Consider the following 25,920-nt stretch of genomic DNA (forward strand, 5'->3'; position numbering starts at 1 on the left):
AGTCTCTAATCAATTAAAAGGGCTGGCGGGCAACCTGAAACAGCAGCCAGGCCCAGCCAAGAATAAAACACAGTCCGCCCAGTGGCGTAATCGGTCCCAGCCACTTGGCACCGGTCAGCGCCAGCAAATACAAGCTGCCACTGAACAGGACAATCCCGGTCGCAAATAAATAGCCCGAGAGCTGAACTTTCACGCCCCATTTCAGGAGCATGGCCACGGCCAGCAATGCCAGACCGTGGGTCATCTGATATTCAGCGCCGGTTTTAAATATGCCAATGGCATAGTCACTTAAACGGCTTTTCAGGCCATGGGCGGCGAAGGCCCCCAGCATGACCGACAGCATACAAAATGCCCCGCCCAGCAGTAAGAATAGCTTAGCCATTGAGTATCTCCGCAATTTTAGCTGCAATGGCCTCAGCTGCCAGCTGGCGGTTTTGCGCTTCTGTCAGGCCGCTGGCTTTGCGCGGCTTTAACGAATGGTCGCCATCTTTAAGCCATAACAGTTCAGGCCAGATCTTTTCTTCGGCTTGCGCTGCCAAAGCGGTTACCTCGGCGTGATTACCAAACGTATCGCGCTCTCCTTGCAGCACCACAAACGGGCAAGGGATATCGGCAAAGTGCTCGGTACGCAGTTTCTCGGGTTTGCCTGGTGGGTGGAACGGATAACCCAGCGCAAACACGCCCTGTACCTGAATATCGTCTTCACAGACCAGCATAGATGCCATCCGCCCGCCCATAGACTTACCACCGATAAACACAGGTAAGCCGTCGAGCTGCGCGCTCAGCACATCGCGATAATGGGCCAGCAGTTTAGGGGCACGCTCCGGCGGGCGACGTTTATCAAGCGCCTTTGCCATCTGCATATAGCCAAAATCAAACAGCCCGACGGTGACTCCCAACGCGCTCAGGCGGTTTGCCATGTCCTGCATAAAGTCGCTGTCGCGGCCCGCTCCTGCGCCATGGGCCAGGATAAGTTGCGCCAGAGGTGCGTCAGCCTGATGCCACTCGATATCAATCTTTACTTCGCTGTGCGTCATTGTTGTTCCTGCTCTACCATTTCCAGCATCCAGTTTTTGAAGGACACTATTTTACCTAATTCAGCCTGAGATTCACGACACACCAGATAGTAAGCATTTTTACTTTCCAGGTGATGGCTAAATGGAATGATCAAACGGCCCGCATCCAGGTCGGGTTTAGCCAATACGCTGTTGCCCAGTGCGATCCCCTGGCCATGCACCGCTGCCTGAGTCACCATAGACGAGTGACTGAAAATTGGTCCGGTGTTAGCCGGTACATTGCGCACTCCGGCGGTTTTCAGCCAGGCTTTCCAGGCGCGTCGGGTGGTATCATGCAACAGGGTGTGATTCGCCAGGTCACTGGGCTGATCCAGCGGCTTAGGGCCATTGAGCAGCAAAGGGCTACACATGGGCACCAGGTATTCAGTATGCAGCTTATGGGTTTGCACGCCGCTCCAGTTGCCCCGGCCATAATAAATGGCCACATCCACGTCATCGGTTAATGAGTTTTCATCCAGATCCTGTGCTTTTATTCGCACATCAATGTCGGGGTGCAATTCATTAAACAGGCTCAGCCTGGGCACCAGCCACTGAATGGCAAAACTGGGCGTCAGGCTCACAGTAAGCGACCCTTTTGCACCGCGTGCTAATAGCCTTTCGGTGGCATCGATCAGCTGAGAAAACAGCTCTTTGATATCCAGGAAATAACCCTGCCCTTCTTCCGTTAACAGCAAGGAGCGGTTTTTACGTAAAAAGAGTTTAACCCCGAGGTGTTCTTCCAGAATTTTGATCTGGTGGCTAATGGCTGCCTGAGTGACAAACAGCTCTTCTGCGGCCTTAGTAAAACTCAGATGCCGGGCTGCGGCCTCAAAAGCTTTCAGTGCGTTTAATGGGGGTAATCGTCGTGACATGGCGGGAATTCCAAACCAGGCTGATGAAAATGGCGGAGTCTTCTCCGCCAGCAAGTGTCATGTTACAGATCGGCAGCGCTGGTATCTAACGGTGCAAAGCTCTTGACCAAATCGTCCACAGCTTTCATCTGTTGCAAATAGCCTTCAAGCTTTGCCAGCGGCAGTGCGCACGGGCCATCGCACTTGGCTTCGTTTGGATTGGGGTGCGCTTCAATAAACAAGCCCGCCAGGCCCAGCGCCATACCGCTGCGTGCCAGCTCCGCCGCCTGCGCACGACGACCATCGGCCGAATCGCTGCGGCCACCCGGGCGCTGCAGGGCGTGTGTGGCATCAAAGATAACCGGTGCCATGTGCTTCATGTCATCCATACCCAGCATGTCGACCACCAGGTTGTTATAACCAAAGCTGGTACCACGTTCACACAAGATCACTTGCTCGTTGCCCGCTTCGCTCATCTTTTTGATGATGTGGCGCATCTCGTGTGGTGCCAGAAACTGAGGTTTCTTCACGTTAATCACATTGCCGGTTTTTGCCATGGCCACAACCAAGTCGGTCTGACGCGCTAAAAAGGCCGGAAGCTGGATCACATCAACCACTTCGGCAACGGGTGCAGCCTGATGCGGCTCATGCACGTCGGTGATAAGCGGCACGTTAAAGGTACTTTTGATTTCTTCAAAGATTTTAAGCCCTTCTTCCATACCCGGACCACGGTATGAGTTAATTGAAGAACGGTTGGCTTTGTCGAACGAGGCTTTAAACACATAAGGAATGCCCAGTTTGCTGGTCACTTCAACATAGTGCTCGGCAATACGCATGGCCAGGTCGCGAGACTCCAGCACATTCATGCCACCAAACAGCACAAAAGGTTTGTCGTTAGCAACTTCGATGTCTGCTACTTTGATAATCTGTGTATTCATTGTTTTTCCTAAAATAGTCGCTAACTGGCAGCGCTAACTGCCAATCACACGTAAAAGTTGTCCGCATAGCCAGGCCGCGTAGGTGCCCAGCGCATAGCCCAATACGGCTAACAGTACGCCCACCGGAGCCAGTGCCGGATGGAACGCTGACGCAACCACAGGCGCAGACGCCGCGCCACCAATATTGGCCTTGCTGCCAACCGCCACGTAAAACACGGGCGCTTTAATGAGTTTAGCCACCAAAAATAATAACCCCACATGCACTGCCATCCAGATCAGACCAATGACCACATACTTAGGAGCCTCGACGATTTTGGTGATGTCCATGTGCAAGCCTATGGTTGCGACCAAAATGTATAAGAAGCTGCTACCCACTTTGGAGGCGCCCACGGCCTCAAAGTTGCGGGCTTTGGTGAAAGACAGCGCAAGGCCGATGGTGGTGACCAGTACGATGATCCAGAACAGTTTGGAATGCAGAGAAAACTTCTTCAGCTCCGGGAAATTACTGGCAAAGTAGGGTACCAGCAGATCGGCGGCAAAATGCGCCAGGCCGGTTGCACCAAAGGCAAAGGCGATCAGCAGCATTAAGTCTTTTAATTCGGGCCGTCTTGCGTGCTCGGCTTCGAAGGCCTGCACTTTGTCAATCAGGCGCTCAATCGAGGCCGTATCAGCACCGGTTCGCGCATCAATGTCTTTATGTCTGGCGGCCAAAAATAACAGGCCCGCCATCCACAGGTTGGCAACCACTATGTCGACCGTTACCATAATGGTAAAGATCTCCCCGCCGGCGCCGTAAATTTCTTTCATCGCCACCATGTTGGCACCACCGCCAATCCAGCTACCGGCCAGCGCCGCCATACCTCGCCAGACGGCTTCTGGCCCGGCAACACCGAGTAATTCCGGCATAAAAGTGGCCGTGATCAGCAATGCAATCGGCCCGCCAAGCACCACGCCAACCGTACCGGTCAGAAACATAATGATGGCGCGCTTGCCGAGCCCCATAATGGACTTAAGATCGATACTTAAGGTCAACAACACCAGACAGGCTGGCAGTAAAAAGTACTTAGCAACCGTATACACATCATTACCGCTACCATCGACAATACCGAAGGTATTCAATAGGGAAGGCAGGAAGTAGCACATTAACAGGGCCGGCACATAGCGATAAAACTTGGCCCAGAACCCGGTTTTCAGATTGGAGGTATAGAATACAAAACCCAGAATGATGGCTAACAGGCCAAGCACAACGGCATTATTGGTAATGAGTACACTACTCTCTTGCATGGGATCTCTCTGTTTCCTTGATTATACAAAAACCGCTTGGGAAGCCATGCCGGGTATGCAAGTGAACAAAACGGCGAAGCTCCCTAACATGCAGTGCCTGCTGGCCTCACTTAATGCAGGATATTATTGTGATCGGCCAGCTCTGCGATTTGATTTTGAATGAGCTCTATGGTCGGGTCGTCCGGACATTCATCCACAAAGAACTGTAGATCGTCTTTGGCCATTTTCGGGCAGTTAAGTTGATTCAGCAAATAGCCCCTGTCGCGACGCTCATAAGGATCATCACCCAGTAATTCCATCAGCATTTCAACGCAGCTCAGTGCATGACCAAATTTTTCGGCAGCAATAAACGACCATTTTTGCTGGGCAAGGTAAAGCTTGAAGGCTTCTTCACCAAATACCAGCTCCATGGGCTCCTGCTCTTTATCATCGCCATTTTCCGGGATCACATACCAGGACTGGTGGCCAGAGCTTGGATCTATGATGTAGCCTTCCTCGTCACTCAGTGCGATGTGAACCAGCACATCTCCCTGGTTGATGGCCAGGCTTGCAGTCAGCTTAGCGCGCTCCATTAAGTGCACCAGGATCAGGGCCAGCGCCATGCTGGTGCCGCTGCGCATTTTTAACACATAGCAGACGTTGTTTAGTAAATGCTCAGGGACTTTTTGGTCCGTGCCGCTAAACAACCATTGGGTATAAAACGTATCGAGCAGTGCATCCACACACTTGTGCTTATCATCATTTTGATGACAAATGTCGTCAACAGCCTGCTCCAGCTCGGCCAGCAAACATAGCGTGTGTGAGGTATCGGCCTGCGCATCCCAGTGTGGCTCAGCCCAGATACAACGTAACAAGGCAGGCGTCGAGAAATGATCCGTACTTGTGTCGTGTTCATCGAACCAGATATCAGTCATAAATAACGAACTATTTTCTACTGTCTATAGTCATAATGGACTAGTGTAACATTTTTCAACACATTCCCAAGGGGATTTTTATGCGCGGGCAGCAAGGCCCAGTTGCGGGAGGTTAGCGGGCAGCAAGGCTACCCGGCCTGAGCATTATAATATCAGGGCATTTTTGGCGCTGGCGAGGTAGCCAACAGCCAGTAAGGTCAGTGTGGCTAGCACCAGAGCGCCTGCCTGTTTGGCTTTGGTGGTTGATTTTGCAATTACAAAACCCAGTGCAATGTAGGCAATAACCAGGATAATTTTTTCCATCAACCAGGGCTGCTGCGCCGGATTGAGACTAGCCATCACCGCCAGTGACACCGCCGAGATAAGCAGCACAGTATCAACACTGTGGCTGGCGATAAACACCCCTTTGTTGGCAGCCAGTTTACCACTGGCCAGGCGCGAGATGGCCCGGGTGTAAAACAAAATAATACTCAAAACTGCAAACATCACATGCGTGTGTTTAAGTGCCATGTAGTCCAAAATTGCCCCTTAATAAATAAACGATTAAATTAATCTTCCAGGCGAGCCAGGATCTGCTCTAGCTCATCAATTGCGTCATTAAACACATCAACCAGTTTGGGGTCAAAATGCTTGCCCTTTTGGCTGTTAATTTCTGCTACCACTTCTTCCAGATTATAAGCAGGACGGTAACAGCGCTCATGACGCATTGAGTCGTACACATCCGCAATTGCGGCAATGCGACCAAAAATATGGATCTCTTCGCCTTTTTTACCGCTCGGGTAGCCGCTGCCATCCCAGCGCTCGTGATGGTCACGGGCGATCATAGCGCCGGCATTGACAATTTCACGGCGTGAATCGCGCAGGATCTGATAGCCTTTTTGAGTGTGAGATTTCATCACCTCCCACTCTTCGTCCGCAAGCTTATTGGGTTTGTTCAAAATGGCATCGGGAATGCCCACATTGCCCACATCGTGCAGTGGAGACGCCAGTCGCACCAACTCGGCTTCGCGATAACTCAGACCATAGCGCTTGGCCAGCACATAACAGATGTTAGCGACACGTTTTACGTGATTACCCGATTCAGTCGAGCGTTGCTCCAGCGCTTCACTCAGGCGATATACCAGCTCCTGCTGGGTATCTTCAATTTCCGCCTGCAGCTGAACATTTTCATAGGCCAGTTGTACGTTTTGCGAGAATATTTTGATCAGGTGTTTTTGTGTGTCGGTCAAAAACTCAGGGATCCCCGATACAAACAACATAGACGCATGATTATATTCGCTGGAGCAGTAAGCAAACAGGTAGTTGTCCTTGTAGACAATCCCGCGGTCCTGCAAGGCCTGCCGGCAGGCTTCCATTTGTTCCGGCGCCAGTACCTCTTCTATTGGTTTGCCTTCGCTTCTGGCAAATTCGCCCCGACCGGTAAACACCACCAGTTTATCGCTGCTGTCACTAGGGTCGTTGCTGGCCACCAAAGAGGTGGCATAAATGGCTTCATCCACAGTTCCCAGTAACGAGGTAAGCTGCTGGATAACGCCTTCTATAAATTGATCAATGGAGTGTGAGGCAAAGATATTACGTGAGGCTGTGATGATTTTTTCCAGCCCCTGGCGAGATTGATCAATGGACAAGATATCCCGGTAAGAGCGCAGACTCGACATCACCACAGTAAACAGCTTTTGCGCCGTCAGTTCTGTTTTAGACTTGTAGTCATTGATATCATAATTGACGATAACCTGACGCTCCGGTGCCTGGCCAGGCTGGCCGGTACGCAAAATAATGCGAATGTTGTTATTCTTTGCTGTTTCACGGATAAATTGCGCGACTCGCAGGCCCGCATCATCCGTTTCCATCACCACATCAAGTAATACAATGGCTGCATCGGGGTGGTCCATAACCACCTTTTTTGCTTCCTCACCGGAATAGGCGCTGAGAAATTCCAGGCGCTTTTTCTGAAATTCAAAGTCGCTGAGCGCGAGTTTAGTTACCGCATGCACTTCTGGTTCATCATCAACAATGATGACCTTCCAGGTGCCACTTTTTTCCTGTACTTCTACTTCACCCGGATCGTCTGAAAACAAAAAATCATCCATTGGAGAGTCCTTAACAGTCTTATATACATATATCTCGCCAGCAATACTCCGCTGGCGGACTTAAAGCCGACACTGTATGCGCATGTTCATCCTGAACAGAAGTCCAGGCTATGCATACTGCTGCGATTTAACCAGGTGGGATTATTGCGGCTTTTGCGCCATCGTCACCCTATCACAGCCTGCCATATCTTTTATTGTAAGTATATTGCGATAGTTCATTTGTGCAAAAATCTGCTGAACGCCAGCGGCCTGCTGATAACCGTGCTCAAACATCAGATAACCATCTGGCGCCAGATAGGCCAGAGCCTGCTCAATGATATGACGGATATCGGCATAACCTTGCTCCGGGGCGACCAAAGCCGATAATGGCTCAAAACGCACGTCGCCCTGGCTGAGGTGTTCATCTTGCTCACAGATATAAGGCGGATTGCTGACAATCAGATCAAAACGCTGATCTGCTAATGCTGAAAACCAGTCACTATGGCGGATCTCAACATGTTCAAATCCAAGGCGCTGACGATTTTTCTCTGCCAGTGCTACCGCATCATGTGAGAAATCAACACCGGTTAGCTGCCAGCCGGGTTGCTCCGATGCCAGTGCCAGCACAATGGCGCCCGTCCCGGTGCCCAGGTCGAGTACTTTGGCCTGCGCAGACAAAGGCAATGCAAGCGCCTGCTCAACCAGGGTTTCGGTGTCCGGACGAGGGATCAGTGTGCTGTTATTGACGTATAAAGGCAGGCTCCAGAATTCCCGCTCTCCGGTAAGGTGGGCAACTGGCTCACCCGCTTGTCGACGCGCGATTAGGGTTGCAAAACGCTGCTGTTGCTCGGCGTTTAGTTCAGCTTCGGGCCAGGCAAATAAATAGCTACGGTTTTTCTGAAGGATATGCAAAAGCAGCACTTCGGCATCAAGTTTCGCCGACTCTGAGCTGCTTTGAAGTTGCCCGCTCGCCCAGGCAATCGCCTGGGCAAGGGTTGAATGTTGCGTCATTAGTCGTCGCCCATGGCTGCCAACAAGTCAGCCTGATACTCCAATACTAACGGGTCGATAACCGCACCCAGATCACCGGCCACAACTTCATTCAGACGATAAAGCGTCAGGTTAATACGGTGATCCGTAATACGGCCCTGCGGATAGTTGTAAGTCCGGATCCGCTCAGAGCGGTCACCGCTACCTACCAGGTTACGACGTTCGCTTGCCTCAGCAGCCTGACGTTTTTCATCTTCTGCCTGTTGCAGGCGCGCGCCCAGTACCGACAGTGCTTTGGCGCGGTTTTTGTGCTGCGAACGCTCGTCCTGACACTCCACCACAACGCCCGTTGGGATGTGGGTAATACGGATAGCAGAGTCAGTTTTGTTAACGTGCTGACCACCGGCGCCCGAGGCACGGAAGGTGTCGACTTTCAGGTCGGCTGGGTTAATTTCGATGGCTTCCGCTTCCGGGATCTCCGCCATTACTGCCACGGTACACGCTGAAGTGTGAACACGGCCCTGAGATTCAGTCTCTGGTACACGCTGTACACGGTGCGCGCCCGACTCAAACTTGAGCTTTCCGTACACGCCATCGCCTTTAATGTTAGCAATGATCTCTTTGTAGCCACCGTGTTCACCTTCGTTGGCACTGACTACTTCCACTTGCCACTTCTGGGTTTCGGCATAACGGCTGTACATACGGAACAAGTCACCGGCAAAGATAGCCGCTTCGTCACCGCCCGTACCGGCACGGACTTCCAAAAATACGTTATTGTCGTCTTTGGGGTCTTTCGGTAGCATCAGGATCTGGAGCTGATCTTCAAGCTCACTGATTTGTTCTTTTGCTTCTTTATATTCTTCCTGCGCCATTTCGCGCATATCAGGATCTGAGTCCTTCAGCATTTCTTCAGCCGCAGCCACGTTTTCTTGCGCCTGCTGATAAGCCGTAAATGCCTTCACGACGTCTTCCAGCTCTGAGTATTCTTTTGATAACGCGCGAAAACGATTTTGATCGCCAATAACTTCCGGATCCCCCAGCATGGCTTCCACTTCTTCGTGGCGCTCTACCAGCGTTTCCAACTTACGATAGACGGACTCTTTCATTTAACTTTTATTCCTGCTCAATACCTAATGCTTGTTTTAATACTGCAATGCGCTCTATATCACCCTCTTTTGCCGCCGCCTGAATGGCCCGGGTCGGTGCATGAGTGAGTCGATTGGTAAGCTTATTTGCCAGCTCTAACAAGACCTTTTCTGAATTCTTACCCGATTGTAGCTGATTTAACGCCTTTTCCACGAGCTCTAATTTAATCGTCTGGGCCGAATCACGATAGTCACGGATCACATCCACCGAGGTCAAAGAGCGCTGCCACTGTGCAAACTCGTGGGTTTTGTCATCAATGATATGCTGGGCTTCGCGTGCTGCCTGTTCCCGCGACGCCATGTTTTCATTCACGATCGCCTGCAGGTCGTCCACTGTATATAGATAAGCTGCATCTAAATCATTGACCTGGCTTTCGATATCACGTGGCACCGCAATGTCCACGAACAACATCGGCTTATGCTTGCGTTTTTTCAGAGCCTGCTCAACCACCCCTTTACCTATGATGGGCAAAGTGCTGGCGGTGGAGCTGATCACTATGTCTGCCTGGTGTAATTGCTCTGGCAGCTGGGCCAAAGAAATGACACTGGCGTTTATTTCGTCGGCCAGCGTTTGTGCCCGCTCAATAGTGCGGTTGGCGACTGTGATGGCTTTGGGGTTGTGCTGAGACAGGTGCTTGGCTACCAGCTCTATGGTTTCACCCGCACCGATTAATAGCACATTGGTTTTTTCCAGCTGACCATAAATATGTTTGGCCAGATTGACGGCCGCATACGCCACAGAGACAGCGCTGGCACCAATTTCAGTCTCGGTGCGCACCTGCTTGGCCACAGAAAACGTTTTTTGAAACAAGCGTTCAAACACCGGCTGAATGCCGCTGTGTGCCTTGGCACTGTTGTAAGCTTGCTTGATCTGACCCAGAATCTGCGGTTCGCCCAGCACCAATGAGTCCAGGCCACAGGCCACCCGCATCAGGTGATTGACGGCATCCTGATTGTGATGCACATAGACGTTTTCGGCCAGCTCTTGCTCTTCTATCTGGTGAAATTCAGCCAGCCAGCCCAGAAGCGCTTGGGAATTCGAGTCCCCAAGGCTACAATAGATTTCGGTCCGATTGCAGGTAGAAACAATCACGGACTCATTAAACTGCGGTAACTCAGACAGCTGCTGTAGCGCATCCGATAGCTGTTGCGGAGAAAAAGCGACTTTTTCCCTCAATTCGACGGACGCGGTTTTGTGATTGATCCCAAGTGCGATGATGGTCATAACTGCCAGTATTGCTCAAGCCCTGCTTTAAAGCCGCTAATTTTACCAAAAATCAATCGAATATGGAAAGTAAGGAACTCAGTTTGAAACAGTTTCATTTGATTTTGCTCATGTTTTTATTGTTTCTGGGCGGGTGTGCGCAGCGTATTACGCCCCCTGACGAGCATGCACAGCAAAATCGTCCCGAAAAATATAACAACTGGCGGGCCACAGGTAAGCTGGCATTTATCTCTCCCGAAGAGCGTCAGTCTGCCAACTTTAACTGGCAATATCGTGAACAAAAGCAAACCCTGACACTCAATACCTTTATCGGGACTCAGGTCCTCAAGTTGCAAGAATTCGATCAGCACAGTGTACTGACGCTCGAAGATAACACTTACACCAGTGAAGACAGCGGCGATTTGGTGTACCGCCTGAGCGGCTGGCAACTGCCTGTTTCGCAGGCCCCTCAATGGTTAACGGGTAACATAGACGCGCCTGGCAATCAGTATAATGATAAACAACAATTAACTCAGGCCACCTGGCAAGACGAGCAAGGCCTGCGCTGGCAGGTTGCTTACCAAACCTATCAACGCGTTAACGGACTGACATTGCCAACCCGGCTAACGCTGACGCACAAAGACATCACCATTAAGATCCGTATCAGCAACTGGCACTTTGAGACTTTATGAAGACACTGACATTAACGGCCCCGGCCAAACTGAACCTGTTTTTGCACATCAATGGCCGTCGTGCGGATGGCTACCATGAACTGGAAACCCTGTTCACTATGCTGGAGTATGGCGATGAACTCACTTTCTCGCTTATCAAGCAGGATATTGTGGAGATCGGGGGCGATGTCGCTGGCATTCCGTTGCAAGAGAATTTGATTTACCGTGCTGCCGAAGCGCTCAGGCCCTATAAACAATCACCATTCGGTGCCCATGTTCAGCTGGTTAAGAAACTGCCTATGGGCGGCGGCGTGGGGGGCGGTTCATCAGACGCCGCAACCACCTTGCTTGCCTTAAACACATTGTGGCAATGTGACTTGTCACTTGACCAGCTTGCAGATATCGGATTATCACTCGGTGCGGATGTCCCCGTCTTTGTGCGTGGGAAAACAGCGCTGGCGCAAGGGGTTGGAGAGGAGTTGAGCCCCTATACTCTGGCAACAAAACACTATCTGGTGGTCTTCCCCAATGTCCATGTTGGTACTGTGGAAGTATTCACACACCCAGAGCTGCCGCGAAATACCCCGAAATTATCTGAGGGCTGGACCATTGACCAGACACACAACGACTGTCAGGCATTAGTCAAAAAGCTCTACCCCGAGGTTGAAAAAACCCTGAGCTGGTTGCTAAAATATGCGCCGTCCAGAATGACGGGAACCGGAGGATGCTGCTTTGCAGAATTTGATTCAGCACAGGCGGCACAGCGTGTACTCGAACAACTCCCGTCTCACTGGACCGGCTTTGTTACCCAAAGCGCAAGCGAGTCAATTGCCCACCGGCAACTGGCTGCATGGCGTAAAGATGAAGTAAAATAGTTTAAGTTAGCCTGTTTTGACACTGTCACAGACGCCGTCATTGCAAAATATATATTACAGTGCCTGAGGAACCCTACCGTGCCCGACATGAAGCTCTTCGCTGGTAACGCAACACCTGAGCTAGCTCAAAAAGTTGCAAAACGTTTGTTTATCGAATTAGGTGATGCCGTTGTAGGCCGTTTTAGCGACGGCGAGATCAGCGTTCAAATCAATGAAAATGTTCGTGGTTCTGATGTATTCATCGTCCAATCCACTTGTGCACCAACCAATGACAACCTGATGGAACTCATTGTGATGGTGGATGCTTTACGTCGTGCTTCTGCAGGTCGTATTACCGCCGTTATTCCATACTTCGGCTATGCCCGTCAGGATCGTCGTGTACGTTCTGCGCGTGTGCCAATCACTGCAAAAGTTGTTGCGGACTTCTTATCAAGCGTTGGTGTTGACCGCGTTTTGACGGTAGACCTGCACGCTGAACAGATCCAGGGCTTCTTCGATGTGCCTGTAGACAATGTGTTTGGTAGCCCTGTGCTGCTTGAAGACATGAAAGAGCGCGATTTTGACGATGTTGTGGTCGTGTCGCCAGATATTGGTGGTGTCGTACGTGCGCGTGCAATCGCCAAACTGCTGGATGACAAAGACCTGGCTATCATCGACAAACGTCGCCCACAGGCTAACGTTTCTCAGGTCATGCACATCATTGGTGACGTGGAAGGCCGTGACTGTATCATCGTCGACGATATGATTGATACCGGTGGTACGCTGTGTAAAGCCGCTGCTGCACTGAAAGAGCACGGTGCTAAGCGCGTATTTGCTTATGCAACGCACCCGGTTCTGTCTGGTAATGCCGCAGAAAACCTGCGCAACTCAGTGATAGACGAAGTGATTGTCACTGACTCAATTACGCTGTCGGACGAGCTAAAGTCTGTTGATAAGATCAAAGTACTGACACTGGCTGATATGCTGGCTGAAACCATTCGCCGCATCAGCAACGAAGAGTCTATCTCTGCGATGTTTGAACACTAACCCGTGTTCACTGGCAGAGAAAAAGCACCTTAGGGTGCTTTTTTTATATCCAAAGGTTTGCAAGGCTGCTGGTTAGTGGTATATTAGCGCGCCTTTTTACTGGGCTTGCTTTGGATACAACCAAGGCGAGTACAGTGATTTACCGAAGTGCTTGGTCGCGAGCCCTTCGAAGTATTAACTAAAATAATTGGAGACACTCATGTCACAATACGTATTAAACGCTGAAGTACGCGAAACTCTGGGTACTGGTGCGAGCCGCCGCCTACGTCGCGAAGAAAAAGTTCCTGCTATCCTTTACGGTGCAGGCAAAGACGCTGTTTCGCTTACTCTGGACCACAACAAAGTTATCCAGATGCAAGAAGACGAAGGTTTCTACACGCACATCCTGACTCTGAACATCGGTGGTGAGTCTGTTGAAGCTATCCTGAAAGACATCCAACGTCACCCGTACAAGCCTAAGGTAACTCACCTTGACTTCCAACGCGTTGACGCTTCTCAAAAGCTTCACACTAAAGTGCCTGTTCACTTCCTGAACGAAGAAGCAGCAACTAAAGGCGGCAACACTGTTGCTCACCACGTAACTGAAATCGAAATCACGTGTCTGCCAGCTCAGCTTCCTGAGTTCGTAGAAGTTGACGTAGCAGCTATCGAAGTTGGCGCAACTGTACACCTTTCAGACATCACTCTTCCAGCTGGTGTAGCTTCTGTTGAGCTAGCTAAAGGTGCAGACCACGACCAAGCGGTTGTAACTGTAAACGCACCTAAAGGCGGCGCTGCTGAAGAAACAGCTGAAGAAGCTGCTGAATAATTTCTAAGGTGTTAGCACCTTGAATACTATTCAAATGCTAGTGGGCCTGGCTAATCCAGGCCCCGAATACGCAAACACCCGTCACAATGCCGGTGCCTGGTTTATCGAAGAACTGGCCAAGCGCTACAACGTCCCCCTCAAACCTGACTCAAAACACCATGGCCTTAGTGGCAAGCTTATCCTGAACAATCAGGAATTTAAGCTACTGATCCCAACCACCTTTATGAACCTAAGCGGTAAAGCCGTAGGTAGCCTGGCAAACTTTTACAAGATCCCGCCAGAGCAGATCCTGGTTGCGCATGATGAGATGGATATGGAACCTGGTGTCGCCAAAATCAAAAAAGGCGGCGGTCACGGTGGGCACAATGGTCTCAAAGACATAATCGCCAAGCTGGGCAATAACAAAGAGTTTATGCGCCTGCGTATAGGTATTGGCCACCCTGGACACAGAGACAAAGTAACAGGTTGGGTGCTGGGCAAAGCCCCTCAGGCAGATCAGGAAAAAATCGATGCAGTGGTAGATGAAGCCGTGCGTTGTATGGAAATTCTGGCCAAAGACGGTGTGTTAAAAGCACAAAATAGACTACATTCTTTTAAGCCGTAACACCGACGCTCCCGTCCCGTTACAGCTGTGATTGATGGCAAACTAAAGGTTTTAAACTATGGGTTTTAAATGTGGCATTGTTGGCCTGCCTAACGTAGGTAAGTCAACCCTATTCAATGCATTAACCAAAGCGGGCATCGAAGCCGCGAACTTCCCTTTTTGTACTATCGAGCCAAACACCGGCGTAGTTGCCGTTCCGGATCAGCGTCTGGACCAATTGGCTGCGATTGTGAATCCACAAAAAACCATCGCAACCACGATGGAGTTTGTTGATATCGCAGGCCTGGTAAAGGGCGCATCTAAAGGTGAAGGCCTGGGTAACCAATTCTTAGCAAACATTCGCGAAACAGATGCCATTGGTCATGTTGTTCGCTGCTTTGAAGACGAAAACATCGTCCACGTATCTGGCCAGGTAAACCCGGCAGACGATATTGATGTTATCAACACTGAGCTGGTTTTAGCAGATATGGAAGCGGCCGATCGCGCAGCACAACGTAACGCTAAAAAAGCCAAAGGTGGCGATAAAGACGCTAAATTCCAAAACGAAGTACTGGAAAAGGTCAAAGCACACCTGGATGAAGGGTTAACACTGCGTTCACTGGAGCTGACAAAAGAAGAACTGGCTGCGATTAAGCCGCTTAACTTCTTAACGATTAAGCCGACCATGTACATCGCAAACGTGACTGAAGATGGTTTCGAAAATAACCCATTCTTAGACCAGGTACGTGAGATTGCCGCAGCGGAAGAAGCCGTTGTGATCCCGGTCTGTGCTGCAATTGAATCTGAACTGTCTGAACTAGAAGAAGAAGACAAGCTTGAATTCATGGCTGACCTTGGTCTGGAAGAGCCAGGGCTTAACCTGGTGATCCGTGGCGGTTACGAGCTACTGAAACTACAAACCTACTTTACGGCAGGTGTTAAAGAAGTGCGCGCATGGACTATTCCTGTTGGTGCGACTGCGCCACAGGCAGCGGGTAAGATCCACACCGACTTTGAGCGTGGCTTTATTCGTGCACAAACCATAGGTTTTAATGACTACATTGAATACCAAGGTGAAAGCGGTGCGAAAGACGCAGGTAAAATGCGCCAGGAAGGTAAAGATTACATCGTTAAAGACGGCGATGTGATGAACTTCTTGTTCAATGTCTAAGTAACTGCATTCAATATGCACCAAGTTTATTGGTCTGACAAAAAGCGCCTGATGGCGCTTTTTTTGTCTTTCTCTTACACTGTATGAGGAATTATTGGCTGAATTGCATTAAAAACAGCCCGCTTCGCTTAATTTATCTGCAAACAAACTGTGTTAGGTATTTTTTTGCAAAAAAGGTGTTGACGACATACGGGCATATACGCATAATACGCCCCGCATCAGCGATGATGAGAAATTAAAGAGATGGCTATGTAGCTCAGCTGGTTAGAGCACATCACTCATAATGATGGGGTCCCCTGTTCAAATCAGGGCATAGCCACCACGCTTTAATTACTACCAAAACTCATTGTATAGTTGAATTGCAAATAAATGCGGAAGTGGCGGAATTGGCCAGATGTCTAGAAATAGACGCTGGATTTAGGTTCCAATATAGAAGCAAAAGATGTGCGGAAGTGGCGGAATTGGTAGACGCGCTGGATTTAGGTTCCAGTATCTTCGGATGTGAGAGTTCAAGTCTCTCCTTCCGCACCATGTTCTCGATAAGAACTAAAACAATCGATTTCGTTGGAGTATCGCCAAGCGGTAAGGCAGCGGGTTTTGATCCCGCCATTCCCAGGTTCAAATCCTGGTACTCCAGCCATTGGCTATGTAGCTCAGCTGGTTAGAGCACATCACTCATAATGATGGGGTCCCCTGTTCAAATCAGGGCATAGCCACCACGTTGCGGAAGTGGCGGAATTGGTAGACGCGCTGGATTTAGGTTCCAGTATCTTCGGATGTGAGAGTTCAAGTCTCTCCTTCCGCACCATGTTCTTGAAGTTTGAACTGAAACAACTTTTAATACCTTTGTTGGAGTATCGCCAAGCGGTAAGGCAGCGGGTTTTGATCCCGCCATTCCCAGGTTCAAATCCTGGTACTCCAGCCATCTCTTTTTTGAGAGATAAAATTTGATGCGGAAGTGGCGGAATTGGTAGACGCGCTGGATTTAGGTTCCAGTATCTTCGGATGTGAGAGTTCAAGTCTCTCCTTCCGCACCATGTTCTTGAAGTTTGAACTGAAACAACTTTGAATACCTTTGTTGGAGTATCGCCAAGCGGTAAGGCAGCGGGTTTTGATCCCGCCATTCCCAGGTTCAAATCCTGGTACTCCAGCCATCTCTTCTTTAAGAGATACAATTTGATGCGGAAGTGGCGGAATTGGTAGACGCGCTGGATTTAGGTTCCAGTATCTTCGGATGTGAGAGTTCAAGTCTCTCCTTCCGCACCATGTTCTTCAAGTTAGAACTAAAACTCTTGATTACGCTTTTTATTTCTGTAGTATCAAGCGTTAAGAAGAAGGATATTATCTCTTAGATTTATCTGGATTCAAGATTTGAATTATTGCTGGAGTATCGCCCCATAATGGATAAGCGGTAAGGACAGAAGAGAGAGGTTTTGATCCCTCATTCATCCATCCCCCAGTTTCAAATCTTGAGAAAGTATTTAGATTTGGATTATTGCTGGAGTATCGCCAAGCGGTAAGGCAGCGGGTTTTGATCCCGCCATTCCCAGGTTCAAATCCTGGTACTCCAGCCATCTCTTCACGAGATGGAAATACAGTTAAATATACGATGCGGAAGTGGCGGAATTGGTAGACGCGCAGGATTCAGGTTTCTGTAACTTCGGTTGTGAGAGTTCAAGTCTCTCTTTCCGCACCATTTTAACTCTTGTCTTAAAATCTTAGAACTTTTCTTCTTTTTAAAAATCAAATATACGATGAGAAAGCTGCAGAATTGGCTGTCGTCAAGCAAGACGCAGGATTCAGGTTTCCTTTTCATTGATGAACTAAATATACGATGCAAAAGTCGCGGAATTGGCTGTTTTCGAATGAGACGCAGGATTCATGTTTCTTTTTCATTGATAAACTAAATATACGATGCGGAAGTGGCGGAATTGGTAGACGCGCAGGATTCAGGTTTCTGTAACTTCGGTTGTGAGAGTTCAAGTCTCTCCTTCCGCACCATTTAGTTCTAATTCATCCAAAATTCAATTTTTATTCCTCTGAAACACCCTAATTACTTTTCCATTTTCACTATAATTTCCATTTAGTTTTATTACTTTGCTATCTGTTATTACTGTCATGAATGACGTCTAAACGACGCCACCCATTGCATGTTTCAATACTTCACGTTTAATTGGACCGGCATGATTAGCCACTTTTAACACCAGGTTGCGTAAATGCCTTAAAGGTGCAATTTCATTAGAGAAGCCAAAGTAGCAGGCGTCCATCATGCTCATCATCATCAGGTTATCGTTACGACGGCTCTGCTCATAGCGACGCAGCAAGGCGGCGTTACCAATGTCCTCAGCGCCTTCCAGTGCGCTTGCCAGCGCAGCCACATCTTTGAACCCTAAATTAACGCCCTGCCCTGCTAGTGGATTGATGGTATGTGCTGAATCGCCAATCAGGACGACACGCCCCTGATGGTATTGATTGGCATGTTGTCTGGCCAGTGGAAATACCGCGCTTTGTAAAACCTCGAACTCACCGGGTAAATCAAAAAAGTGATTTTGTATCTCCTGCTTTAACTGCGCATTCGATAACGTCTTCATCTGCGCCAGCTCATTACCATGGTGATACCAAATAAGATTGGCATACGGATATTGCATGGGCAAAAAGGCAATCGGCCCGGACGGCTTAAACTGCTGCCAGGTTTTTACCTGCTGTGGCGCATCCAGTTTGATCAGCACACCCATACAATGCTGCTGATATTGCCAACCGGTCACCCCAATGCCAGCCAGTTTGCGTACCACCGAGCGTCCGCCGTCAGCTGCTAAGAGTAAATCGGCCTGATAACTTTGCTCCGAGTAAATCAACTCAACCGAATCAGTATTTTGCTTGATTGCCTGCGGCGTACCAGAAACCTGTTCGACCTGAATACCAAGGCGTTCGAACTGTGCCCATAAACTGGCCTGAATCAGGCGGTTTTCAACAATGTGGCCTAAATGCGTTGCAGCCAGCTCCTCGCAATCAAATAGCAGGCTGTTATTTTCCTGCTCATATGCCTCGAGCTGCTGATACGGTGCCAGTCTGGCATTGCGCAGCAACGGCATTGCCTGGAGTTCATCCAGCAAAGCTTCTGAAAAGCGATTAATGGCTGAGACTCGAATATCTATGGTCTCGTCCATTAAAGCCTGCATGGCATCCAATGGATGCGTTTCGAGCACAGTGACTGTCAGGCCTTGCTGCGCGAGCTTGACGGCGGCTGCTGCGCCAACCATGCCACCGCCTACTATCAGCACTTTGTTTTTCATACCCTTTTTCCTTAGTTCTGCTTGCTAAGTCATATCCTGCTATTGTAACCCAATTCGCTGTGAAAGGTTCACAGCCCTGCATAGTGTAGCCGAGCAAATACAAGATGCCTTGATCTTGGTTTCTAAAGTTAAAAACTATACTTGGCTAGTGTCATTAGGTCATATAAAATACGCGTCCTTTAAACTAATTTCACGCAAGATCCTGGCAAAGATACAGGTTATGCTCTGTACTGGAACAGGTGATGAGCGGGTCGGCTTAGTGATATTAGTTGTTTTAGCGTCGCACACCGTGCTATTCACCGAGTTGAAAACGAGGCATTATTTCAATGAGTAAAAAGTTGCATATCAAAACCTGGGGCTGTCAGATGAACGAGTATGACTCCCAGAAAATGGCGGATCTGCTTGACTCCACCAACGGCTATCAGCTAACAGAAGAAGCTGAGCAAGCGGATGTGATCCTACTCAATACCTGTTCAATTCGTGAAAAAGCACAGGAAAAAGTATTCCACCAACTGGGTCGCTGGAAGCTACTTAAAGACGACAACCCGGATCTGGTGATTGGCGTCGGTGGCTGTGTGGCGTCTCAGGAAGGCGATACCATTCGTCAACGCGCGCCTTTTGTTGATATCGTATTTGGCCCGCAAACTTTGCACCGTCTGCCAGAGATGATCAAACAAGTACAGAGCAAGCAAGGCTCTGTGGTCGATATTTCATTCCCGGAAATCGAGAAGTTTGACCGCCTGCCAGAGCCAAAAGCGGAAGGCCCAAGTGCGTTCGTATCCATTATGGAAGGCTGCTCTAAATACTGTACTTTCTGCGTTGTACCTTATACTCGTGGTGAAGAAGTAAGCCGTCCGCTTGATGATGTTTTACTTGAAGTTGCTCAGCTGGCAGAGCAAGGTGTGCGTGAAGTAAACCTGTTGGGTCAGAACGTAAATGCCTATCGCGGCGAAATGCACGATGGCGAAATTTGCTATTTCTCTGATCTGCTACGCTTTGTGGCGGCCATTGATGGCATCGACCGCATTCGTTACACCACTTCACACCCGGTTGAGTTTACACCGGACATCATCGACGCATATGCAGACGTACCTGAGCTGGTTGATCACCTGCACTTGCCGGTTCAAAGTGGCTCAGACCGTATTCTGAACCTGATGAAGCGTGGCCACACGGCGCTTGAGTACAAGTCGACTATCCGCAAGCTGCGCAAGATCCGTCCGAACCTGAGCATGAGTTCTGACTTTATTATTGGCTTCCCGGGCGAAAGCAAAGCTGACTTCGAAGCGACCATGAATCTGATCAACGACATTGGTTTTGATATGAGCTTCAGCTTTATCTATTCAGCGCGTCCGGGTACGCCAGCGTCTGACCTGCCTGACGATGTTACCGAACAGGAAAAGAAAGAGCGTTTGTACTTGCTACAAAACCGCATTAATCAAATGGCGCAGGATATCAGCCGCAAAATGCATGGCACTGAGCAGCGTATTCTGGTCGAAGGTCCGTCGAAAAAGAATCCGATGGAATTACGTGGCCGTACCGAGAACAACCGAGTGGTGAACTTTGAAGGCCCTCATTCAGTGATCGGTCAGTTCGTTGATGTACGTATCACAGAAGCACTGCCGAACTCGCTACGTGGTGAGCTGTTAAGGACCGAAGCTGAGATGGACTTACGCCGTGATGTGGCGCCATCTGATATCTTAAATCGTGCCCCGGCAGAACCTGAAGCCAACGAACTGGGTGTAGCGACCTTTACGCCTTAGTCTTGGAATTTCGACGCCAGCTGATGCTGGCGTCTTGTTATTAGGAAGTTGTTTTGAGTAACCAAGTCAAGAATATCGAATTTTATCTGGAACCCTCCGACAATCACCGCCTATCTTCTTTATGCGGGCCTTTTGATGACAACCTGAAGCAAATCGAACGTCGTCTGGGCATAGAAATTACCCACAGAGATAACTGGTTTAAAGTCACCGGCCAGCCGGTTGTGGCAAAAGCCGCCGTCGACATCTTAAAATCTCTGTATGTCGAAACCCAGCCTGTGCGCGGTAAATTTGCGGATATCGAACCGGATCAGGTTCACCTGGCTATCACCGAAGCGAACTGCCTGGAGCAGGAAGCCCCGGATGTGTGGGAAAAAGAAGTGTTTATCAAAACACGTCGTGGTGTGGTTAAGCCTCGTAACCCCAACCAGAGCCAGTATGTGGCCAATATTCTGACCCATGACATCTGCTTTGGAATTGGTCCGGCGGGCACAGGTAAAACCTATCTGGCGGTAGCCGCGGCGGTAGATGCCCTTGAGCGTCAGGAAATTCGTCGTATTCTGCTGACTCGTCCGGCTGTTGAAGCTGGCGAAAAACTCGGTTTCTTACCCGGTGACCTAACGCAAAAGATAGACCCATATTTGCGCCCACTTTACGACGCTCTGTTCGAAATGCTGGGCTTTGAAAAGGTTGAGCGCCTGATCGAAAAGAACGTGATAGAGGTTGCTCCGCTGGCCTACATGCGTGGGCGAACGCTGAACGACGCCTTTATTATTCTGGATGAAAGCCAGAACACCACCACAGAGCAGATGAAAATGTTCCTGACCCGGATTGGCTTTAATTCCAAAGCGGTGATCACCGGTGACATCACTCAGGTGGATTTACCACGCGGAGCGCGCTCTGGTCTGCGCCATGCCATTGATGTGTTGGGTGAGGTAGACGAGATTTCGTTTAACTTCTTCAAGTCTCATGATGTAGTGCGTCACCCTGTGGTGGCACGCATTGTTGAGGCCTATGAGAAAAAAGAAGAAGCCGAGCGAAAGGAAAAGTTTAACAAACAGCAGGCAAGATTACAGGCACAGGCCAATACCGCGCCGGCTGATACACAGCCAAACGCCAACGACGAGGAGCGCTCATAATGTCGCTTGAGGTAGATCTACAGATTGCCAGTGACTTCGCCAACCTGCCCTCTGCTGAACAATTTCAGTTGTGGGCCGAAAAAGCACTCCTTGCGTATAAGGAAGAGGCCGAGGTCACCATACGAATTGCAGACGAAGCAGAAAGCCAGGAACTGAACAGCCAGTACCGTGGCAAAGACAAGCCAACCAATGTGCTGTCTTTTCCTTTTGAAGCGCCGCCTGGGATTGAGCTGCCTTTAGTTGGCGACCTAATTATTTGTCCTCAGGTGGTTTTTCGTGAGGCCGAAGAACAGGAAAAAACTTTCCATGATCATTTTGCCCATATGGTGGTACACGGGTGCTTGCATTTGTTGGGCTTTGACCATATAAATGAACAGGACGCCGATGAAATGGAAAGTCTTGAAAAAGAATTCTTAGCCGATCTGGGCATTGCTGACCCATATCGAGATGACGTTTAACCGACTGGAGTAACACACCGCAATGAGCGACGAAAACTCGCAAAGTAGTCAGGGTTCTTCGAGCAAGACCTGGCTGGGACGCATCACTCAGATGCTGCAAGGGGAACCCCAAAATAAAGAAGAGTTGGTAGAAGTAATTGCCGACGCTCAGGAACGAGCCCTGATCGACCCTGAAACCAAAGACATGATGGAAGGCGTACTCAGTGTCTCTGAACTGAAAGTCCGTGACATCATGATCCCGCGCTCACAAATGGTGACGCTGGATATTGATCAGGACCTGGAGTCGCAGTTACCCGCTATGGTTGAATCCAGCCATTCGCGCTTTCCAGTCATTTGCGAAGACAAAGATCATGTCGAAGGCATTTTACTGGCCAAAGATCTGCTACCGCTGATTGTTCAGCGCGACAGTGAACTGCCAACCATCCGTGAATACTTGCGACCTGCCGTTGTGGTGCCAGAAAGTAAACGTGTTGACGCACTGCTCAATGAGTTTCGTCAAAAACGCTATCACATGGCCATTGTCATCGATGAGTACGGCGGTGTTTCGGGCCTGGTAACCATCGAAGATATTCTGGAAACCATCGTAGGTGAAATCGAAGATGAACACGACAATGAAGACGAACAGCAGGCCATTCGCCAGCTCTCTAAACACGTGTTCAACGTTCAGGCGCTGACCCCATTGGATGAATTCAACGATTTCTTTAAAACGGAATATGACACGCAAGAAGCAGACACCATAGGCGGGATCATCTTGCATGCTTTTGGCCATATGCCAAGCCGGGGCGAAACCATTGATATTGCACCATTGCAGTTCAAGGTTACCAACTCGGACAATCGCCGTATTTTGCAGTTACAGGTGACCATGCCAAAAGCTGAACATGTTGAAGACGTTTTCGAATAAACTCACCACCTTACTAAAAGATAAGTTTGCGTGGCTGGCACTGCTTAGCGGTGCCTCACTGACCTTTAGTTATGCCCCGTTTGGCCTCTGGCCCCTGACTTTTGTAGCGCTCGCAGTAGCGTGTTTTGTCACAGATCAGCCCACTACCCGACACGCCGCTAAATATGGCTTTTTATTTGGCTTTGGCTGGTTTGCAGCCGGAATAAGCTGGGTACATGTTTCCATTGCTCAGTTCGGGGGGTTGCCTTTACCGGCCTCACTGCTGTTAATGGGCCTGCTCTGCGCCTATCTGGCGATTTACCCTGCGCTGGCCTTTGCGCTGGCAACACGTTTTTCGGATAAACCCTGGCAACGCATTGCGCTGCTGCTCAGTGGGTTTGCGGTATTTGAATACCTGCGTGGCACCTTACTGACCGGGTTTCCGTGGCTGAGCTTTGGCTATAGCCAGACCGACGCACCACTTAACATGCTTGCTCCCTGGATTGGCGAGTTTGGCCTGACCCTGGTGTGCGTGTTACTTGGTGCGCTGCTGTACTACCTGCTCTGGCAAAGGCGCTATCAGCTGACCATGATTGCCCTGCTGCCTGTGCTGGCGCTCATCCTGTTTACACGCCTAGCGGATAACCCAGTGCACTATAACGGCGAACAAACCCGAACCTTGCTGGTTCAGGGCAATATTCAGCAAAGTCTGCGCTGGGAGCCTGAGCAGTTCTGGCCGACTATGTCTAAATATCAGGATATGACCCGCCCATTGTGGCAGCAGGCCGACTTAGTTGTCTGGCCGGAAGCCGCTATCCCAGAGCTGGAAGACTTAGCATTCGACTTTTTGCACAATCTGGATAAAGCCGCCGCGTTTAATCAAAGCGCACTCATTACCGGCATTCCGGATTATCAATTTGATACCCGCAATGTCTATAACACTTTGATTGTGGTTGGTAAACAGCATGCAGAGGATGAGCAAGGTCACTATCGCTACTTACATCCCAACCGTTATCAGAAGCACCAGTTGCTGCCCATCGGAGAGTTTGTCCCATTCGAGAAGTGGTTGCGACCGATTGCACCGTTATTCAACCTGGCTATGTCATCCTTCTCGCGAGGCGAAGCGCACCAGCCGAATCTGATTGCCAACGGGCTGCATATTTTACCTGCTATCTGCTACGAAATTGCCTTCAGCGAACTGGTGAGAAACAATTACAGCAGCGAGTCGGATATGCTCTTTACCGTGAGCAACGACGCCTGGTTTGGTGACTCGCACGGCCCGCATCAGCATATGCAAATAGCGCGCATGCGTGCGCTGGAGCTACAACGCCCTCTGATCAGAGTAACCAATAATGGGATCAGTGGGATTTATGATCCTCTCAGCCAGACTCAGCATACACTCCCTCAGTTTGTTGAAGAAACGATGTTATTGGACGTAAAACTGATGAGCGGAAACAGCTGGTATAGCCAGCATGGAAACACATGGATCTGGATAGTGTTGGTACTTTTGACCACGCTGGTCATGCTCGAAAAAGGATTAACCAGATTTAAATACCGGGTTGAGCGTGACTATTTGTAAAAAATAGTCACGCTTTGAGCAAAGAGGTTTCCAGCTAACCTTTACACACTGAATCCCCCCTCAAATACTGCACCATGTTTGTGAGCTTTTTGCTTTAGTAAAGTGCACCATCACGCTCATCATGCCTTCACTTTTATTAAGATATTGAAAATATTTGAATTATATTTTTGGCATAGTTCTTCCTTACTAATCGATATCAACTCGGAAGGAATGAAAACATGCTCCATACATTTATCGATACCCTAAGTCTGATCTGGCGAATAGACTGCAGTGTATGGCCACTGCGGGACCAACAGTTTAATAGTGAGGAAAGCTAAAATGGCCGCCAAACTCTCTTCTACGCACCCCAGTGTGCTGCGTGCAGTGCATATGGTACAAAGCCAGCAACTGACCATTCATGAGGCAGCCAGTCAGTTTGCCTTATCCCAGCGAACGCTTTACAGGGCACTTCGGGGTAATCAGGCCCGTACTCAGTCACACTATTCGCAGCTTTTACAGCAAAAACAGCAACTCGAATCTCAACTTCGTCAGATCCGCGAAGAACTGGCTTGTATACAAAAGGAGAACTATGCCACTCATAATTGAACCTCTGGCACAGCTCACTGTGGAGCAGCAAGCGCTTGCCTGGCAATTGCAAGCCTGTGTTGCTCAGGGCGCGTCTCTTGGGTTCTACCACCCACTCTGTGACGCAGACGTGGCCGACTACTGGTCTCAGGTCAACACTGAGCTCACGGAGAAAAAACGCCTCTTACTGGGCGCTTACCTCAACCAACAGTTGGTTGCCTCGGTGCAACTAGTACCTTGCCAAAAACAAAATGGCCAGCATCGTGCAGAAGTCGAAAAGCTGATCGTACATCCGGATTATCAGCGTCAGGGCATTGCCCAATCACTGATGCATCACCTTGAAACCTATGCCAGTCAGCTGGGCATTAGGCTCTTAGTGTTGGATACGCAAAGTGGTGATAAGTCGGAACAGTTTTATCAGGCCGTTGGCTTTACCAAAAGCGCAGAGATCCCACACTTTGTTAGTGATCAACAAGGTACTTTGTATGCCACCAGCTATTATTTTAAGCTACTTCCCCCCGCTAAATCAATAAAAGTACCGGTGGCATAGCTTGCCTGCTCACTGAGCAAACAGGCGATGGCACTAGCGACTTCTTCAGGTTTACCGTCTATTTGCAGTGGCAGGTGTGAAGCGAGGACGGAGAACCGAGGACACCCACGCTAAAT

Annotated in this window: 26 protein-coding genes and 12 tRNA genes; 25 read left to right on the forward strand and 13 right to left on the reverse strand. The window is 49.5% G+C overall.

The window, feature by feature from the left end; genetic code table 11:
• Nucleotides 1-13: 13 nt before the first annotated feature.
• The 11 genes from L1285_RS03205 to hemA form a co-directional block, all read right to left on the reverse strand.
• Nucleotides 14-382: a DUF423 domain-containing protein gene (locus L1285_RS03205; RefSeq protein ID WP_235410962.1), complete on the reverse strand. Its 369-nt coding sequence runs from the start codon at nucleotides 380-382 to the stop codon at nucleotides 14-16.
• Nucleotides 375-1,037, reverse strand: coding sequence for an alpha/beta family hydrolase (locus tag L1285_RS03210; RefSeq protein WP_235410963.1), 663 nt, complete (start codon nucleotides 1,035-1,037; stop codon nucleotides 375-377). The genes L1285_RS03205 and L1285_RS03210 overlap by 8 nt, the downstream gene beginning before the upstream one ends.
• Nucleotides 1,034-1,927, reverse strand: a complete 894-nt coding sequence (locus L1285_RS03215; RefSeq protein WP_046006605.1) for a transcriptional regulator GcvA — start codon at nucleotides 1,925-1,927, stop codon at nucleotides 1,034-1,036. Before L1285_RS03215 ends, L1285_RS03210 begins: the two co-directional genes overlap by 4 nt.
• A 62-nt stretch (nucleotides 1,928-1,989) precedes the next feature.
• Complete coding sequence (gene kdsA, locus L1285_RS03220; RefSeq protein ID WP_046006606.1) at nucleotides 1,990-2,844, reverse strand: 3-deoxy-8-phosphooctulonate synthase; 855 nt, start codon at nucleotides 2,842-2,844, stop codon at nucleotides 1,990-1,992.
• Between the two features lie 33 nt (nucleotides 2,845-2,877).
• Nucleotides 2,878-4,128, reverse strand: coding sequence for a DUF819 family protein (locus L1285_RS03225; RefSeq protein WP_046006607.1), 1,251 nt, complete (start codon nucleotides 4,126-4,128; stop codon nucleotides 2,878-2,880).
• Between the two features lie 110 nt (nucleotides 4,129-4,238).
• Nucleotides 4,239-5,042, reverse strand: coding sequence for a tetratricopeptide repeat protein (locus L1285_RS03230; protein WP_235410964.1), 804 nt, complete (start codon nucleotides 5,040-5,042; stop codon nucleotides 4,239-4,241).
• Between the two features lie 144 nt (nucleotides 5,043-5,186).
• Complete coding sequence (locus L1285_RS03235) at nucleotides 5,187-5,561, reverse strand: SirB2 family protein (RefSeq protein WP_235410965.1); 375 nt, start codon at nucleotides 5,559-5,561, stop codon at nucleotides 5,187-5,189.
• A gap of 29 nt (nucleotides 5,562-5,590) precedes the next feature.
• On the reverse strand, nucleotides 5,591-7,132 hold the full coding sequence (locus L1285_RS03240; protein ID WP_046006610.1) for a response regulator: 1,542 nt from the start codon (nucleotides 7,130-7,132) through the stop codon (nucleotides 5,591-5,593).
• Nucleotides 7,133-7,273: 141 nt separating this feature from the next.
• Entirely contained in the window at nucleotides 7,274-8,122 is an 849-nt protein-coding gene (gene prmC / locus L1285_RS03245) for a peptide chain release factor N(5)-glutamine methyltransferase (protein WP_235410966.1), read from the reverse strand.
• Nucleotides 8,122-9,207 (reverse strand): peptide chain release factor 1, encoded by a 1,086-nt coding sequence (prfA, locus tag L1285_RS03250; RefSeq protein WP_235410967.1) that lies wholly within the window; start codon nucleotides 9,205-9,207, stop codon nucleotides 8,122-8,124. Before prfA ends, prmC begins: the two co-directional genes overlap by 1 nt.
• 7 nt (nucleotides 9,208-9,214) lie before the next feature.
• A complete protein-coding gene (gene hemA, locus L1285_RS03255; protein ID WP_235410968.1) occupies nucleotides 9,215-10,471 on the reverse strand; it encodes a glutamyl-tRNA reductase in 1,257 nt (418 codons plus the stop codon).
• A gap of 83 nt (nucleotides 10,472-10,554) precedes the next feature.
• Here hemA and lolB point away from each other — a divergent pair, with 83 nt between their 5' ends.
• The 18 genes from lolB (at nucleotide 10,555) to L1285_RS03345 (ending at nucleotide 17,585) form a co-directional block, all read left to right on the forward strand.
• Nucleotides 10,555-11,142, forward strand: a complete 588-nt coding sequence (lolB, locus tag L1285_RS03260; protein ID WP_235410969.1) for a lipoprotein insertase outer membrane protein LolB — start codon at nucleotides 10,555-10,557, stop codon at nucleotides 11,140-11,142.
• Complete coding sequence (gene ispE, locus L1285_RS03265) at nucleotides 11,139-11,996, forward strand: 4-(cytidine 5'-diphospho)-2-C-methyl-D-erythritol kinase (RefSeq protein ID WP_235410970.1); 858 nt, start codon at nucleotides 11,139-11,141, stop codon at nucleotides 11,994-11,996. Before lolB ends, ispE begins: the two co-directional genes overlap by 4 nt.
• 78 nt (nucleotides 11,997-12,074) lie before the next feature.
• Nucleotides 12,075-13,022: a ribose-phosphate pyrophosphokinase gene (locus L1285_RS03270; RefSeq protein WP_010386544.1), complete on the forward strand. Its 948-nt coding sequence runs from the start codon at nucleotides 12,075-12,077 to the stop codon at nucleotides 13,020-13,022.
• 199 nt (nucleotides 13,023-13,221) lie between these two features.
• Nucleotides 13,222-13,830: a 50S ribosomal protein L25/general stress protein Ctc gene (locus L1285_RS03275; RefSeq protein ID WP_235410971.1), complete on the forward strand. Its 609-nt coding sequence runs from the start codon at nucleotides 13,222-13,224 to the stop codon at nucleotides 13,828-13,830.
• A gap of 19 nt (nucleotides 13,831-13,849) precedes the next feature.
• The gene (gene pth / locus L1285_RS03280) at nucleotides 13,850-14,434 is read left to right on the forward strand and encodes an aminoacyl-tRNA hydrolase (RefSeq protein ID WP_046006617.1); all 585 of its coding nucleotides are present in this window, start codon (nucleotides 13,850-13,852) and stop codon (nucleotides 14,432-14,434) included.
• A gap of 58 nt (nucleotides 14,435-14,492) precedes the next feature.
• On the forward strand, nucleotides 14,493-15,584 hold the full coding sequence (gene ychF, locus L1285_RS03285) for a redox-regulated ATPase YchF (RefSeq protein WP_046006618.1): 1,092 nt from the start codon (nucleotides 14,493-14,495) through the stop codon (nucleotides 15,582-15,584).
• A gap of 245 nt (nucleotides 15,585-15,829) precedes the next feature.
• Nucleotides 15,830-15,906, forward strand: a tRNA-Met gene (locus tag L1285_RS03290).
• A gap of 124 nt (nucleotides 15,907-16,030) precedes the next feature.
• A tRNA-Leu gene (locus tag L1285_RS03295) sits at nucleotides 16,031-16,115 on the forward strand.
• A gap of 34 nt (nucleotides 16,116-16,149) precedes the next feature.
• Nucleotides 16,150-16,224 (forward strand) — tRNA-Gln (locus L1285_RS03300).
• Nucleotides 16,225-16,226: 2 nt separating this feature from the next.
• A tRNA-Met gene (locus L1285_RS03305) sits at nucleotides 16,227-16,303 on the forward strand.
• Between the two features lie 4 nt (nucleotides 16,304-16,307).
• A tRNA-Leu gene (locus L1285_RS03310) sits at nucleotides 16,308-16,392 on the forward strand.
• Nucleotides 16,393-16,434: 42 nt separating this feature from the next.
• Nucleotides 16,435-16,509: transfer RNA gene (locus tag L1285_RS03315), tRNA-Gln, on the forward strand.
• A gap of 27 nt (nucleotides 16,510-16,536) precedes the next feature.
• A tRNA-Leu gene (locus L1285_RS03320) sits at nucleotides 16,537-16,621 on the forward strand.
• A gap of 42 nt (nucleotides 16,622-16,663) precedes the next feature.
• Nucleotides 16,664-16,738, forward strand: a tRNA-Gln gene (locus L1285_RS03325).
• A gap of 27 nt (nucleotides 16,739-16,765) precedes the next feature.
• Nucleotides 16,766-16,850 (forward strand) — tRNA-Leu (locus L1285_RS03330).
• Nucleotides 16,851-17,083: 233 nt separating this feature from the next.
• A tRNA-Gln gene (locus L1285_RS03335) sits at nucleotides 17,084-17,158 on the forward strand.
• Nucleotides 17,159-17,195: 37 nt separating this feature from the next.
• Nucleotides 17,196-17,280, forward strand: a tRNA-Leu gene (locus tag L1285_RS03340).
• A gap of 220 nt (nucleotides 17,281-17,500) precedes the next feature.
• Nucleotides 17,501-17,585, forward strand: a tRNA-Leu gene (locus L1285_RS03345).
• 128 nt (nucleotides 17,586-17,713) lie between these two features.
• Here the strand turns inward: L1285_RS03345 and L1285_RS03350 are convergent.
• Nucleotides 17,714-18,877, reverse strand: coding sequence for an FAD-dependent oxidoreductase (locus tag L1285_RS03350; RefSeq protein WP_235410972.1), 1,164 nt, complete (start codon nucleotides 18,875-18,877; stop codon nucleotides 17,714-17,716).
• Nucleotides 18,878-19,203: 326 nt separating this feature from the next.
• On the opposite strand from L1285_RS03350, the gene miaB reads away from it, so the two are divergent.
• The 7 genes from miaB to L1285_RS03385 all read left to right on the forward strand — a co-directional run bounded on the left by miaB (nucleotide 19,204) and on the right by L1285_RS03385 (nucleotide 25,804).
• Nucleotides 19,204-20,637, forward strand: coding sequence for a tRNA (N6-isopentenyl adenosine(37)-C2)-methylthiotransferase MiaB (gene miaB, locus L1285_RS03355; RefSeq protein WP_054017262.1), 1,434 nt, complete (start codon nucleotides 19,204-19,206; stop codon nucleotides 20,635-20,637).
• Nucleotides 20,638-20,690: 53 nt separating this feature from the next.
• Nucleotides 20,691-21,773, forward strand: a complete 1,083-nt coding sequence (locus L1285_RS03360; RefSeq protein ID WP_054017263.1) for a PhoH family protein — start codon at nucleotides 20,691-20,693, stop codon at nucleotides 21,771-21,773.
• Nucleotides 21,773-22,231, forward strand: coding sequence for an rRNA maturation RNase YbeY (gene ybeY, locus L1285_RS03365; protein WP_046002926.1), 459 nt, complete (start codon nucleotides 21,773-21,775; stop codon nucleotides 22,229-22,231). The genes L1285_RS03360 and ybeY overlap by 1 nt, the downstream gene beginning before the upstream one ends.
• Before the next feature lie 22 nt (nucleotides 22,232-22,253).
• The gene (gene corC / locus L1285_RS03370; RefSeq protein WP_054017264.1) at nucleotides 22,254-23,132 is read left to right on the forward strand and encodes a CNNM family magnesium/cobalt transport protein CorC; all 879 of its coding nucleotides are present in this window, start codon (nucleotides 22,254-22,256) and stop codon (nucleotides 23,130-23,132) included.
• Complete coding sequence (gene lnt, locus L1285_RS03375) at nucleotides 23,110-24,690, forward strand: apolipoprotein N-acyltransferase (protein WP_235410973.1); 1,581 nt, start codon at nucleotides 23,110-23,112, stop codon at nucleotides 24,688-24,690. The genes corC and lnt overlap by 23 nt, the downstream gene beginning before the upstream one ends.
• A 318-nt stretch (nucleotides 24,691-25,008) precedes the next feature.
• Nucleotides 25,009-25,275 carry a helix-turn-helix domain-containing protein gene (locus tag L1285_RS03380; protein ID WP_235410974.1) on the forward strand — a complete coding sequence of 89 codons (267 nt, stop codon included), beginning with the start codon at nucleotides 25,009-25,011 and terminating at the stop codon, nucleotides 25,273-25,275.
• Entirely contained in the window at nucleotides 25,259-25,804 is a 546-nt protein-coding gene (locus tag L1285_RS03385; protein ID WP_235410975.1) for a GNAT family N-acetyltransferase, read from the forward strand. Before L1285_RS03380 ends, L1285_RS03385 begins: the two co-directional genes overlap by 17 nt.
• Here the strand turns inward: L1285_RS03385 and L1285_RS03390 are convergent.
• Nucleotides 25,753-25,878 carry an SDR family oxidoreductase gene (locus L1285_RS03390; RefSeq protein ID WP_442960475.1) on the reverse strand — a complete coding sequence of 42 codons (126 nt, stop codon included), beginning with the start codon at nucleotides 25,876-25,878 and terminating at the stop codon, nucleotides 25,753-25,755. The genes L1285_RS03385 and L1285_RS03390 overlap by 52 nt on opposite strands.
• Between the last annotated feature and the right edge of the window lie 42 nt (nucleotides 25,879-25,920).

Origin of the sequence: Pseudoalteromonas sp. DL2-H2.2 (genome assembly GCF_021532535.1) — a bacterium.
GTDB classification, from domain to species: Bacteria; Pseudomonadota; Gammaproteobacteria; order Enterobacterales; family Alteromonadaceae; genus Pseudoalteromonas; species Pseudoalteromonas rubra_A.

Coding starts and splice junctions, on each gene's coding strand:
- L1285_RS03215 (WP_046006605.1), bottom strand. CDS start 1,927: ATGTCACGACGATTACCCCCATTAAACGCACTGAAAGCTTTTGAGGCC.
- L1285_RS03380 (WP_235410974.1), top strand. CDS start 25,009: ATGGCCGCCAAACTCTCTTCTACGCACCCCAGTGTGCTGCGTGCAGTG.
- lnt (WP_235410973.1), top strand. CDS start 23,110: ATGTTGAAGACGTTTTCGAATAAACTCACCACCTTACTAAAAGATAAG.
- L1285_RS03350 (WP_235410972.1), bottom strand. CDS start 18,877: ATGAAAAACAAAGTGCTGATAGTAGGCGGTGGCATGGTTGGCGCAGCA.
- hemA (WP_235410968.1), bottom strand. CDS start 10,471: ATGACCATCATCGCACTTGGGATCAATCACAAAACCGCGTCCGTCGAA.
- ybeY (WP_046002926.1), top strand. CDS start 21,773: ATGTCGCTTGAGGTAGATCTACAGATTGCCAGTGACTTCGCCAACCTG.
- prfA (WP_235410967.1), bottom strand. CDS start 9,207: ATGAAAGAGTCCGTCTATCGTAAGTTGGAAACGCTGGTAGAGCGCCAC.
- kdsA (WP_046006606.1), bottom strand. CDS start 2,844: ATGAATACACAGATTATCAAAGTAGCAGACATCGAAGTTGCTAACGAC.
- prmC (WP_235410966.1), bottom strand. CDS start 8,122: ATGACGCAACATTCAACCCTTGCCCAGGCGATTGCCTGGGCGAGCGGG.
- ychF (WP_046006618.1), top strand. CDS start 14,493: ATGGGTTTTAAATGTGGCATTGTTGGCCTGCCTAACGTAGGTAAGTCA.
- miaB (WP_054017262.1), top strand. CDS start 19,204: ATGAGTAAAAAGTTGCATATCAAAACCTGGGGCTGTCAGATGAACGAG.
- L1285_RS03210 (WP_235410963.1), bottom strand. CDS start 1,037: ATGACGCACAGCGAAGTAAAGATTGATATCGAGTGGCATCAGGCTGAC.
- L1285_RS03205 (WP_235410962.1), bottom strand. CDS start 382: ATGGCTAAGCTATTCTTACTGCTGGGCGGGGCATTTTGTATGCTGTCG.
- L1285_RS03275 (WP_235410971.1), top strand. CDS start 13,222: ATGTCACAATACGTATTAAACGCTGAAGTACGCGAAACTCTGGGTACT.
- corC (WP_054017264.1), top strand. CDS start 22,254: ATGAGCGACGAAAACTCGCAAAGTAGTCAGGGTTCTTCGAGCAAGACC.
- L1285_RS03240 (WP_046006610.1), bottom strand. CDS start 7,132: ATGGATGATTTTTTGTTTTCAGACGATCCGGGTGAAGTAGAAGTACAG.
- L1285_RS03225 (WP_046006607.1), bottom strand. CDS start 4,128: ATGCAAGAGAGTAGTGTACTCATTACCAATAATGCCGTTGTGCTTGGC.
- L1285_RS03230 (WP_235410964.1), bottom strand. CDS start 5,042: ATGACTGATATCTGGTTCGATGAACACGACACAAGTACGGATCATTTC.
- L1285_RS03385 (WP_235410975.1), top strand. CDS start 25,259: ATGCCACTCATAATTGAACCTCTGGCACAGCTCACTGTGGAGCAGCAA.
- ispE (WP_235410970.1), top strand. CDS start 11,139: ATGAAGACACTGACATTAACGGCCCCGGCCAAACTGAACCTGTTTTTG.